The following is a 14,309-nucleotide window of genomic DNA, read 5'->3' on the forward strand; positions in this document are numbered from 1 at the left end:
GTCCCGAAATCCGCTCGAATCGACAGGTGGTTGTGCGCATGGCGCAGGAGGAAAAGCTCTTCGGCTATCTCAAGCGGGTCACCGCTGATCTCCAGCAGGCGAGGGAACGCCTGTCGGAGGTGGAGAACCGGGACCGCGAGCCCATTGCGGTCGTGGCGATGGCATGCCGCTTCCCCGGCGGTGCCGACACCCCGGAAGCGCTGTGGAGCTTGGTGTCCTCGGGTGGCGACGCCATTTCGGCGTTCCCGCAGGATCGCGGCTGGCCGCTGGCCGAGCTGTTCGGCGACGACCCGGACGCACCCGGCGCCTCGGCCGTGCGCGAGGGCGGATTCCTGCACGACGCGGCCGATTTCGACCCGGCTCCGTTCGGGATCTCGCCGCGCGAGGCGCTGGCGATGGACCCGCAGCAGCGGCTGCTCCTGGAAACCGCCTGGGAGACCTTCGAACACGCGGGCATGGACCCGATGTCGTTGCGCGGCAGCAAGACCGGCGTCTTCACCGGCGTGATGTACAACGACTACGCGGGACGTTTCGAGCGGGTTCCCGACGAGGTTGCGGGGCATCTCGGCAACGGCAGTGCGGGCAGCATCGCCTCGGGCCGCATCTCCTACACCTTCGGACTCGAGGGTCCAGCGGTCACCATCGATACGGCGTGCTCGTCCTCGCTGGTCGCGCTGCATCTGGCCGCGCAGGCGTTGCGCAACGGCGAATGCACCATGGCCCTGGCCGGCGGTGTGACCGTGATGTCCACGCCGAGAACATTCGTGGAGTTCAGTCGGCAGGGCGGGTTGTCGCCCGACGGACGCTGCAAGGCGTTCTCCGACGGCGCCGACGGCACCGGCTGGGGTGAGGGCGTGGGCCTGCTGCTGCTCGAACGCCTCTCCGACGCGCAGCGCAACGGCCATCCCGTGCTGGCGGTCGTGCGCGGCTCGGCCGTCAATCAGGACGGCGCCTCCAACGGGCTCACCGCACCCAACGGCCCCGCCCAGCAACGCGTCATCCGACAGGCCCTCACCAACGCCGGGCTGCAACCCGCCGACGTGGACGCCGTCGAGGCCCACGGCACCGGAACACGACTCGGCGACCCCATCGAGGCGCAGGCCCTGCTCGCCACCTACGGCAAGGACCGTCAGCACCCGCTCTGGCTCGGATCGATCAAATCCAATATCGGTCACACCCAGGCCGCCGCCGGGGTCGCGGGCGTGATCAAGATGATCATGGCCATGCGGCACGGCATGCTGCCCCGCACCCTGCATGTCGATCGGGCCACGACCGAAGTCGACTGGGACACGGGCAAAGTCGCCGTCCTCACCGAGAACCAGACCTGGCCGGAGAACGGCCGACCGCGTCGCGCGAGCGTGTCGTCCTTCGGTATCAGCGGCACCAACGCTCACGTCATCCTCGAACAGGCGCCCGCCACCGACGAATCCGACGAGCCACGACCCGCGCCGGTCGCGGTGCCGTGGGCGGTCTCGGCCACCACCGGTGCGGCACTGCGTGATCAGGCCCGGCGGCTGATGACGCTGACCGACTCTCACCCGGCCGACGTCGGCTGGTCGCTGGTCTCCTCGCGCGCGGCGCTGGCCCACCGGGCGGTCGTGGTCGGCGGTGATCAGGCCGAGATTTTCGCCGGGTTGCAGGCGCTGGCGGACGGGATTCCGCACCCGGCCGTGGTCGAGGGCACGGCCGACTCCGCGGGCAAGGTTGTGTTCGTCTTTCCCGGCCAAGGTTCGCAATGGGCCGGGATGGGCGCCGAACTCCTCGACACCACACCCATATTCGCCGAATGGATCCACCGCTGCGAACAAGCACTGGAACCGTTCGTGAACTGGTCACTCACCGACGTGCTCCGCCACAACCATGCCGCACTCGACCGAGTCGACGTCGTCCAACCCGCCCTCTGGGCCATCATGGTCGCCCTCGCCGAAACCTGGCGCTCCCTCGGCATCGAACCCACCGCCGTCATCGGCCACTCCCAAGGCGAAATCGCCGCCGCCACCATCGCCGACATCCTCACCCTCCACGACGCCGCCCGCATCGTCGCCCTCCGCAGCACCATCATCGCCCACCACCTCGCCGGACACGGCGCCATGGCCTCCATAGCCCTCCCCGCCGACACCGTCCGAAACCACCTCACCAACCACCCCGACCTCGACATCGCCGCACTCAACGGACCCCGGTCCACGGTTGTCAGCGGCTCCGCCGATGCGATCGAAAACCTGCTCGCCGCACTGGAACAGCAGGGTGTCCGGGTGCGCCGCATCCCCGTCGACTACGCCTCGCACTCGGCCCACGTCGACGCCCTCGAATCCGAATTGGCGGCGGCCCTGGCACCGATCGCCCCGCGCGCCGGGCGCATCCCCTTCCATTCCACAGTCACCGGCACCCGACTCGACGGCACCGAGCTCACCCCCGACTACTGGTTCCGCAACCTCCGCCACACCGTCCTGTTCCACCCCGTCGTCCAGTCCCTCCTGCCCACCCACACCACCTTCATCGAACCCAGCCCACACCCCGTCCTCACCGCGGCCGTCGAGGAGTCCGCCGACACGGTCGTCGCGATCGGCACGCTGCGCCGCGACGACGGCACCCTCACCCGGCTGCTCGTCTCCGCGGCCGAGGCCTGGACGCGCGGCATCGACATCGACTGGTCCGCGCAATTTCCCGGCGCGCGCCGAATCCCCCTGCCCACCTATGCCTTCCAGCGCACCCGCTACTGGCTCGACGCCCCGGCCCGGGCCGTCGCGGCCGACGGTGCGGCCGATGCGGACTTCTGGCGCGCGGTCGAGCACGAGGACCTCGAGGCATTGGCGGCGATGCTGGCGGTCGGCGACCAGGACTCGCAGGATGTGCTGCGCCCGGCGCTGCCGCTGCTGTCGGATTGGCGCCGTAAGCGCGCCACGCGAGAGACCGTCGACGCGTGGCGATACCAGGTCACCTGGCGCCCACTTCCGGCGTCGCGCGCCGCGGCCGAGATCGGTGGGCGCCTGCTCGCCTTCGTTCCGGCCGAACACGCCGAGCATCCCGCGATCACGGCCACCCTCGACACGCTCCCCGATGTTGTCCGAATCCCCTTCGACGACACGCTGACTCGCGATTCGATCGCCGCGCTGCTCACCGAACACCGGCCGCGGCACGTGCTCTCGTTCCTCGCGTTCGCCGCCGACCCGGCGGCCGCGACCCTGACGCTGCTGCAGGCCTGCGCGGACGCCGACCTGGACGGCTCGCTGTGGTGCGTGACGTCCGGTGCGGTCTCCCTCGGCCGTGCCGACCGGCTCCGCGATCCGGCGCAGGCGTCGGTGTGGGGCCTGGGTCAGGTGGCCGGCCTCGAATTCCCGCGCTGGTGGGGCGGTCTCGTCGACCTGCCCGAGCAGGTCGACGACCGCGCCGCCGCCCGGTTCGCCACGATCCTGGCGGGCGGCTGGGACGAGGACCAACTCGCCGTGCGCGCCTCGGGCGTGTTCGCCCGCCGACTGACCCGCGCCTCGAGCGCGACCGCGGGACACTCGTGGTCCACCACGGGTCCGGCGCTCGTCACCGGCGGCACCGGCGCCCTCGGCGGTCACGTCGCGCGGTGGCTGGCCCGCTCGGGGGTGCGGCATCTCGTGCTCACCAGTCGGCGCGGAATCGACGCCCCCGGTGCCCGGGAGTTGCGGGCCGAACTGGAGCAGATCGCCCCCGGGGTCCGCGTGGACATCGAGGCGTGCGACGTCGCCGACCGCGCAGCGCTCGACGGACTGCTGCGCTCGGTGGGGAACCCGATAACCGCCGTGTTCCACACCGCGGGCATCGGCACCGCCGCGTCGCTGCGAGACACCGACCCCGGACTGCTGGCGCAGGCCTGGGAGGGCAAGGCGCTGGGCGCCCGCAACCTCGACGATGCGTTCTCCGACACCGAACTCGATGCGTTCGTGCTGTTCTCCTCGGGCGCGGGGGTGTGGGGCGGCAGCGGGCAGGGCGCCTACGCCGCCGCGAATGCCTACCTGGACGCGGTGGCGCAGGCCCGCCGTGACCGCGGGGTCCACGCCCTGGCCGTCGCGTGGGGAACGTGGGGCGGCGACGGCATGGCCGCCCAGGGTACGGCCGCGGAAGCCTTGCGCCGCACGGGTTTACCCGCCATGGCACCCGAACTCGCCGTCGAGGCGCTGCGGCAGGCGCTCGACGGCGACGACACCACCGTCACGGTCGCGAACATCGTGTGGGACACCTTCGCACCGACGCTGAGCGCCGCGCGCCGCCGCCCGCTGATCGACGACCTCGCCGAGGCGCGCGCGGCCCTCGACGAACCACGTTCTGCCGCAGTGGCTTCGAGCGACACCCCCTGGCAGCAGCGGGTCGCCGGGCTCACCGCCACCGAACGCCATCGCGTCCTGCTCGACCTGGTGCGTGCGGAGGCGGCCGCCGTGCTCGGGCACGCCTCGCCCGAGGCGGTATCGCCGCGCGCGGCGTTCCGGGACCTCGGTGTCGACTCCCTCACCGCCGTCCAGCTGCGCAATCGGCTGCGGACCGCGACCGGCCTGGCGCTGCCCGCCACGCTCGTGTTCGACCACCCGTCGCCCGCCGCGCTGGTGACGCACCTGGAGCAGGAGCTGTCCGGTGACGCGTCCCGGACCGCACCGACGGTCGAGGCGGCGCCCCGGGACGACGATCCCGTGGTGATCGTCGCCATGAGCTGCCGATTCCCCGGTGACGTGAATTCGCCCGAGGCGCTGTGGGAGCTGGTGACGCGCGGCGGCGACGCGGTCTCCGAATTCCCCGCCGATCGCGGCTGGGACGTCGAGGGCATCTACGATCCGGACCTGTCCAGGCCGGGCACCTCCTACGCCCGCGAAGGCGCGTTCGTCTCGGCCGCGGAGTTCGATGCCGCGCTGTTCGGGATCTCGCCGCGGGAAGCGGTCGCGATGGATCCGCAGCAGCGACTGCTGCTGGAGACCTCCTGGGAGGCGTTCGAACGGGCGGGCATCGCGGTGGATGCCCTGCGGGAGAGCCGAACCGGCGTGTTCATCGGCGCCGCCACCTCGCACTACGCCACCGGCGACGCCGGGCAGAGCGCGGAGGGTTATCTCATCACCGGCACGGCGACGGCCGTGGTCTCGGGCCGCATCTCCTACACATTCGGTCTCGAGGGTCCGGCCGTCACCATCGACACCGCCTGTTCGTCGTCGCTGGTCGCGCTGCACCTGGCCGCGCAGGCGCTGCGGGCCGGGGAGTGTTCCCTCGCGCTCGCCGGCGGCGTGACGGTGATGTCCACGCCCGCGGCCTTCGTGGAATTCAGCCGTCAGCGGGGTCTGGCCGCCGACGGCCGGTGCAAGGCGTTCGCGGCGGCCGCGGACGGCACCGGCTGGGGCGAGGGTGCCGGAGTCGTTCTCCTGGAACGGTTGTCGGACGCTCGACGCAACGGCCATCCGGTGCTGGCCGTGCTGCGCGGTTCGGCGGTCAACCAGGACGGCGCCTCCAACGGCCTCAGTGCACCGAACGGCCCCGCGCAGCAACGCGTCCTCCGCCAGGCGTTGGCGAATGCGAGCCTGCGGCCGGTCGAGGTGGACGCGGTCGAGGCACACGGCACCGGCACGCGGCTCGGCGATCCCATCGAGGCCCAGGCGCTGCTGTCCACCTACGGACAGGACCGCGACGAGCCCCTGTGGCTGGGAACGATCAAGTCGAACATCGGTCACACCCAATCCGCCGCGGGCGCCGCGGGTGTCATCAAGATGGTCATGGCCATGCGGCACGGCATCCTGCCCCGCACCCTGCACGTCGACGAGCCCACACCGCACGTCGACTGGGGCATGGGTGCGGTGTCGCTGCTCACCGAGGACCGGAGCTGGCCGCAGGTCGACCGGCCGCGCAGGGCGGGTGTCTCCGCGTTCGGTGTCAGCGGAACCAACGCGCACGTGATCATCGAACAGGCGCCGGAACAGGAGCCGGTCGTCACCACTCCGGCTCCTCCCCCGGTGGTTCCGTGGGTGGTGTCGGCGCGTGACAAGGGCGCCCTGTCGGCGCTGGCCGCCCGACTCGCCGACCATGTCGGCGACGAGACCAGCGTGCTCGACATCGGCTACTCCCTCGCCACTTCTCGCGCCCTGCTGGAGGAGCGGGCGGTACTGACCGGTGGCGATGCGGCCGAACGCGCGGATGCGCTGCGGTCGTTCGCGAACGGGCAGGCCGTGCCGGGCGTGATCTCCGGTCGCGCCGCCGAGGGCGGGGTGGCGATGGTGTTCTCCGGCCAAGGCACCCAACGCCCCGGCATGGGCCGCGAACTCTACGACGCCTACCCCGTCTACGCCGACGCCTTCGACAGCGCCTGCAGCGAACTCGACCCCCACCTCCCCCAACCGTTGCGCGACATCGTCTTCGGCGACGAGCCCGACCTGCTCAACCAAACCCAATACGCTCAGCCCGCACTGTTCGCCCTGCAGGTCGCGCTCTACCGACTGTGGGAGTCGTGGGGCATCACCCCCGACGTGGTGGCCGGACACTCCATCGGCGAGATCGCCGCCGCGCACATCGCGGGCGTACTCACCCTCACCGACGCCGCCACCCTCGTGAGCGTTCGGGGCAGGCTCATGCAGTCGCTCCCCGAAGGTGGCGCGATGGTGGCGATCGACGCCACCGAGGACGAGGTGCTCCCGCACCTGAGCGACCACAGCGACACCGTCGGCATCGCCGCCGTCAACGGACCGAAATCCCTTGTCCTGTCCGGAGATCGCGCCGCGCTCACCGCGATCACCGACGCCCTGCACGGCCACCGCATCACCTGGCTGCGCGTCTCGCATGCCTTCCACTCACCACTGATGGACCCCATCCTCGGCGAGTTCCGCCGAACCGTGGCGGGCCTCTCCTTCTCCCCGCCCACCCTGCCGATGATCTCCACCGTCACCGGCGAACGAGTCGACGACACCACTCTCGCCGAGCCGGACTACTGGGTCCGCCACGCCCGCAACACCGTCCGCTTCGCCGACGCCCTCGCACAGATCACCGAGGGCACCTGTCTCGAGATCGGCCCCAATGCCGCGCTGACCGCCCACCTCCCCGGCACGGCCGTCCCGAGCCTGCGGCACAACACCCCCGAGCCGCAGGCACTCGCCACCGCTCTCGCCCACCTCGTCGTCGGCGGCGCGAATCCCGACTGGCACAACTACTTCGCGGGCTCCGGCGCGCGCACCACTCCCCTGCCGACCTACCCGTTCCAGCACAAGCACTATTGGCTCGGGCGGGAGGAGCAGGCGCGCAGCGGTGAGGCGACGTCGGACGCGGCCGAGTCCCGGTTCTGGGATGCGGTCGAGCGGGCGGATCTTCCGGCGCTGGCGCGGGAACTGGGCAGCCAGGATCAGGAGACGCTCGCGGCCGCGCTGCCCGTGCTCGCGGGCTGGCGGCAGCGCAAACGCACCCAGTCCGTGGTGGATTCGTGGCGCTATCGCGTTACTTGGGCGCCCCTGACCACGACGGCACACGAGCTCTCGGGCACCTGGTTCGCCGTCGTGCCCCCGTCTCATCGCGAGGACGCGGGCGTGAGCGCCGTGCTCACCGCCCTACGCGGCACCGGCGCGGATGTGCGGGTCGGACACGTCGCCGACATCGGCGACGGCTCCGAACTGACCGGGGTGGTGTCGCTGCTGGCCTTCGACGAGGAGCCCGACGACACGCATCCGGCGCTGCCGCGCGGACTTACCGCGACCGTCGCGTTGATTCAGGCGTTGCAGCGCAACGAGGTCGGCGCACCGCTGTGGTGTCTGACCCGCGGCGCCGTGGCCATCGGTCGCTCCGAGCGGCTGCGCTCACCCGCTCAGGCGCAGTTCTGGGGCATGGGTCGCGCCGTCGCGCTCGAGTGGCCGCAGGGCTGGGGCGGGCTGGTCGATCTGCCCGCGACGCTCGACGACCGCACCCTCGCCCGATTGCCCGCGCTGCTGGCCGATCCGCACGGCGAGGACCAGCTCGCCCTGCGTGCCTCGGGCATGTTCGGACGGCGCCTCGCGCGCGCTCCCCAAGCCGCACCGGCCGCCGCGCAGTGGAACCCGCGGGGCACCGTCCTGATTACCGGCGGCACCGGGGCGCTGGGCGCGCATGTCGCCCGCCTGCTGGCGCGGCGCGGGGCGGAACATCTGCTGCTCGTCAGCCGTAGCGGCCCGGCGGCACCGGGCGCGGCCGACCTGGAGGCCGAACTGTCCGCGCTGGGCGCGGAGGTGACCATCACGGCGTGCGACGTCTCCGATCGAGCCTCGGTCGCGAATCTGCTTGCGGCCGTGCCGGATCACCGGCCGTTGACCGCCGTCGTGCACACCGCCGGTGTGGGTCAGCTGACGCCGCTGGCCGATACCGGGATCGACGAGTTCGCCGATATCGTGCGGGCGAAGACGGCCGGGGCGGCACATCTGGACGCGCTCATCGGTGACCGCGCGCTCGACGCCTTCGTCCTGTTCTCCTCCGTGTCCGGCGTGTGGGGCACCGGCGGACAGGCCGCCTACGGCGCCGCCAATGCCTACCTCGACGCGCTCGCGCGACACCGCCGCGATCGCGGGCTCGTCGCGACGTCGGTGGCGTGGGGCCCGTGGGCCGAAGGCGGGATGGCGCAGGGTGAGTCGGGTACGCACATGCGCCGCCGCGGCCTGGTCCCGCTGCCGCCGACCATGGCGATCGCGGCGCTGGAACAGGCGCTGCACGACGACGAGCCCTGTTCGACCGTCTCGGACGTGCGCTGGGAGGATTTCCTGCCGCTGTTCGTCTCCGCCCGGCCCAGTGCGCTGCTGTCGGACCTGCCGGAGGCGCGCGCAATTCTCGGCACGCCCGAGGTGCCCGAAACCGCTGTGCGGCATCGACTTTCCACACTCGGTGTCGCGGAGCGGCGGTCGCATCTGCTCGAGGTGGTCCTGGCCGAGGTGGCAACCGTGCTGGGGCACGCCGAGACCGGTGATGTCGATCCCGACCGCGCGTTCCGTGACCTCGGATTCGACTCGCTGACCGCGGTCGAGCTGCGCGACCGCCTCGGCGCGGCCATCGGCGTCACGCTCCCGGCCACCACGGTGTTCGATCACCCGAGCCCGGAGCGACTGGTCGCTCACCTCACCGCACTGTTCGGCGACGAGCCGCAGCACGAGCACGTCACGGCACGCGCGGAGTCCGACGAGCCGCTGGCCATCGTTGCGGTGGGCTGCCGCTTCCCCGGCGGTGTGCGCGGCCCCGAGGATCTGTGGGAGCTCGTGCTGTCGGGCCGCGATGCCGTGTCCACGTTCCCCACCGATCGCGGATGGGACCTCGGCTCGCTGCTGGAAACCGCCTCCGGTGAGCGCGGTAGCAGCACGGCGACTGCGGGCGGATTCCTCGACGGTGCCGCGGATTTCGATGCGGCGTTCTTCGGGATCTCGCCGCGGGAGGCACTCGCCATGGATCCGCAGCAGCGCCTGCTGCTCGAGACCGCGTGGGAGACCTTCGAACGTGCGGGCATCGATCCGATGGCGTTGCGCGGCAGCAGGACCGGTGTCTTCGTCGGCGGAAACAGCCAGGACTACGTGTCATTGCTGCACAACGGGATCCAGGGCACCGAGGGGTATCTCCTCACCGGCAACACCACCAGCGTGGCGTCGGGGCGCATCTCCTACACCTTCGGGCTCGAAGGCCCCGCGGTCACCATCGACACCGCGTGCTCGTCGTCACTGGTCGCACTTCACCTCGCCGCCCAGGCACTGCGCAACGGCGAATGCACGATGGCACTGGCCGGTGGCGTCACCCTCATGGCCACCCCCACCACTTTCGTGGAATTCAGCCGACAGGGCGGGCTCTCACCCGACGGACGCTGCAAGGCATTCTCCAGCGACGCCGACGGCACCGGCTGGGCCGAGGGCGTGGGCCTGCTCCTCGTCGAACGCCTCTCCGACGCCCGACGCAACAACCACCCGATCCTCGCGATCGTCCGTGGTTCGGCGATCAACCAGGACGGCGCCTCCAACGGGCTCACCGCACCCAACGGCCCCGCCCAACAACGAGTCATCCGCCAGGCCCTGGCCAACGCGGGCCTGCAGCCATCCGAGGTGGACGCCGTCGAGGCCCACGGCACCGGCACCCGACTCGGCGATCCCATCGAAGCCCAAGCGCTGCTCGCCACCTACGGACAGGACCGCGACCACCCCCTCTGGCTCGGCTCGATCAAATCCAACATCGGCCACACCCAAGCCGCCGCAGGCGCCGCGGGCATCATCAAAATGATCATGGCCATGCGACACGGCACCCTGCCCCGCACCCTCCACATCGACCGACCCACCCCCGAAGTCGACTGGGACACCGGCAAAGTCGCCCTCCTCACCGAGAACCAGACCTGGACGGACCAGCACCGACCCCGCCGCGCCGCCGTCTCCTCCTTCGGCGTCAGCGGCACCAACGCCCATATCATCCTCGAACAGGCACCCCCTACCGACGAATCCGACGCGCCACAACCCGCGCCGGTGACCGTGCCGTGGGTCCTGTCCGGACGGGACGAGGCCTCGATGCGCGCGCAGGCCGAGCGCCTGGCACATCGGCTCGACGGCGATGCTTCGATGCTGGACATCGCCTACTCGCTCGCCACCACCCGCCATGCATTCGAACACCGAGCGGTCCTGGTCGCGGGCGATGTCGGTGAACGCCTGCGAGCGTTGACCGCATTGGCCGCCGGAGAGGTCGTGCCCGGGGTGTTCACCGGTCGCGCCACCGGCGACGGCGTGGCGATGGTCTTCTCCGGCCAGGGCTCCCAGCGCCTCGGCATGGGCCGCGGACTGTACGACACCTATCCCGTCTACGCCGAGGCCTTCGACGCCGCCTGTGCCGCGGTGGATCTGCCACATCCGTTGCGCGATGCGGTGTTCGGCGACGACGAAGCACTCCTCGATCGGACGCAGTACACCCAGCCCGCACTGTTCGCGGTGCAGGTCGCGCTCTACCGGTTGTGGGAATCGTGGGGGATCACCCCCACCGTGGTCGCCGGGCACTCGATCGGCGAGATCGCGGCCGCCCACATCGCGGGCGTGCTCACCCTCACCGACGCCGCCACCTTGGTCAGCGTCCGAGGGCGGCTCATGCAATCCCTGCCCGAGGGCGGCGCCATGGTCGCCGTCGAGGCGACCGAACACGAGATCCGACCACTGCTCGACGGATTCGAGAACGAGGTCGGCATCGCCGCCGTCAACGGACCGAATTCGCTCGTCCTGTCGGGCGATCGCGGCGCACTCACCGCGATCACGAGCCGGTTGCGCGAACACCGCACCCGCTGGCTGCGGGTTTCGCACGCCTTCCACTCACCGCTGATGGACCCCATCCTCGACGAGTTCCGCGAAGTCGTTGCGCAACTGACGTTCTCACCACCGACCCTCCCGATCATCTCCACGGTCACCGGCGGCCCCGTCGACGCGACCACCCTCGCCGACCCGGACTACTGGGTCCGGCACGCCCGCGGCACCGTGCGCTTCGCCGAGGCCATGGCGCGCACTGCGGCGTCGGTCCACCTCGAGATCGGTCCCGACGCCGCCCTGATCCCGCACATCCCGGGCACGGCGATCCCGTCGTTGCACCGCAAGCAGGGTGACACCGAGGCGATCACCGCCGCCCTCGCACGGCTCGTCGCGGGCGGCATCGCCCCCGACTGGCACGGTTACTTCGCCGGAACCGGCGCGCGTCGAATCCCGTTGCCCACCTATGCCTTCCAGCACATCCGCTATTGGCCGGACGCGACCGCCGCACCGGATCGAGACGGTTCCGATCATCCGCTGCTCACCTCCAGCGTGGAGCTCGCCCACACCAGTGGCGTCGTGCTCACCGGCCGGTTGTCCCTCGCATCCCATCCCTGGCTGGCCGACCACAACGTCGCGGGCGCGGTGGTGTTCCCCGGCACCGGGTTCGTGGAGCTGGCCCTGCAGGCCGCCCGGGCGGCAGGACTGCGGAGCCTGCGGGAGCTCACCTTGGAGAACCCGTTGACGCTGCCGGAGAACGGCGCGATCGACGTACAGATCGCCGTGGGCGAACCGGACGGCGAGGGCCGCCGTGCGGTCACGGTCCACTCCCGGCACGACGGACACGGCGAGGGGTGGCAGCCGCATGCCACCGGCATCCTCGACGCCGCACCCGTCTCCGAACCGTCGTGGTCACTCGACGCCTGGCCGCCACGGGGCGCGGTCGCACTGCCCGTCGAGGACGTCTACGCCGAATTCGCCTCCGCCGGACTCGATTACGGCCCGCTGTTCCAGGGCCTGCGGTCCGCGTGGCGGATCGGTGAGGACGTGGCGGTCGAGGTGGCGCTTCCCCCGGGCGAGGACCACCGCGCCGCCGGTTTCGACCTGCACCCGGCGCTGCTGGACGCCGTGCTGCACGGCGTCGGCATCGGACGGATGTTCGGCGAGGACGGCCAGGCCCGGCTGCCGTTCTCGTGGTCCGGAGTGACCCTGTACGGCGCCGGTTCGTCGGTATTGCGCGCCCGGCTGTCGCCGAAGGGCGAGGACGCGGTGGCGCTGCTGGTCTCCGATGTCATGGGCAGGCCCATCGCCGAGGTCGATCGCCTCACGATGCGCAAGATCGCGCCGGAACAGTTCGCGAGCACGCAGCGGTCGATGTTCGTACCGGCCTGGCAGCCCCGGGAAATTCCGACAGCGGCAACAGCGTTCACGACGCTCGGCGACGAGCAGGGACCCGCGGACGACACCCACGTGCTGCTGCGCGTGAATCATGGCGACGACCTCCACCCCGACGCCGCGCTGGCGGCGGTGACGGAGGTGCTGAGCACGATCCAATCCTTCGCCGAGGATCGAATTCTCGTGGTCGTGACCGAGAACGCGGTCGCGGTGGACGGCGAACCCGCGCCCGCGGGTGCGGCGGTGTGGGGACTGGTCCGCGCGGCACAGGTCGAGCAGCCCGGTCGCGTGCTGCTGGTGGACATCGATGACGACGAGCGGTCGTGGGCGGCCCTGCCTCACGCGCTGTCCTGCGACGAACCGCAAATGGCGCTGCGCGGGGGCGAGATTCGCGTGCCTCGTCTCGTTCCCGCACCCGCCGCTGCCCCGGCCGCCCCGGACTGGAGCTCGGGAACCGTCGTGATCACCGGTGCGTCCGGCGCGCTGGGCACCCTCATCGCCCAACATCTCGTCGACGCACACGGTGCCCGAGATCTGGTGCTGCTCAGCCGCACCGGCGACGCACCGGAACCCGACGGTGCCACCGTCACCCGGATCGCGTGCGACGTCACCGATCCGCGGCAGATCGCCGCCGCGATCGAGGCGATCCCCTGTGATCGCCCGCTCACCCTCGTCCACGCCGCGGGCGCGCTGGACGACGCGACGATCGAGCACCAGACCCCCGCACACCTCCGGGTGGCCTTCGGCGCCAAGGCGGCCGCGGCGTGGCATCTGCACGAACTCACCCGCGACCGCAACACCCACCTCATCCTGTTCTCCTCCGCCGCAGCCACACTCGGCTCACCCGGCCAAGCCAACTACGCCGCCGCCAACGCCTACCTCGACGCCCTCGCCCACCACCGCACCACCACCGGACACCCCACCACCAGCATCGCCTGGGGACTCTGGAACACCGGCATGGCGAGGAGGCTGAGCGCCGCCGATCGGCGGCGGCTGGCCGCCACCGGCCTGGCTCCGATCGATGAGGCCGACGGGCTCGCGCTGTTCGATGCGGCCGTGGCCGGCGGCGAACCGGTCGTCGTGCCGCTGCCGGTGAACCGGGCGGTGCTGCGCCGTCGTGCCGTGGACGGCCGGCTTCCGGCGGTGCTGCGCGATCTGGTCCCGCGGCCGGCCCGCGTGGCCGCGGCGTCGGCCGCGCCCCAGCAGGCATTGGCCGAGACCCTGCGCGGCCTGCCGCCGCACGAGCAGCGCGAGCGGCTCGCGCAGCTGATCCGGAGCCGCATCGCCGCGGTGATGGGTCACGGCTCGGCCGAGGCGATCTCGATGGATCAGCCCTTCACCGACCTCGGATTCGACTCGCTGATGGCCGTCGAACTGCGCGGTGCGCTGGACGCGGCCACCGGGTTGCGCCTGCCCGCGACGCTGGTCTTCGACCATCCCACGCCCGCCGCGCTGCACGAGCACCTGCAGTCCGCGCTGCTGTCCGGCGAATCCACCACGGCGGACTCGATTTTCGCCGAGATCGACCGACTGGAGGCCGGCCTCGCCCACATCGAGCCGCAACACGCGGCCCGGGTGCGCGGTCGGCTGCGGACCCTGCTCGCTGCCTGGGAGAACACCGCGACCGGCGACGACAACGGCGGCGACGACGAATTGGCGAACGCAAACCTGGACGAGGTCTTCGACATCATCGACGACGAGCTCGGCCTGTCCTGACGA

General features: G+C 71.4%; 1 protein-coding gene. It reads left to right on the forward strand.

Annotated elements, in window-relative coordinates:
- Positions 1–38: 38 nt before the first annotated feature.
- Entirely contained in the window at positions 39–14,306 is a 14,268-nt protein-coding gene (locus tag IU452_RS17970; RefSeq protein ID WP_195110176.1) for a type I polyketide synthase, read from the forward strand.
- The last annotated feature ends 3 nt before the right edge of the window (positions 14,307–14,309 follow it).

It is taken from the genome of Nocardia transvalensis (assembly GCF_015477765.1).
GTDB lineage: Bacteria > Actinomycetota > Actinomycetes > Mycobacteriales > Mycobacteriaceae > Nocardia > Nocardia transvalensis_A.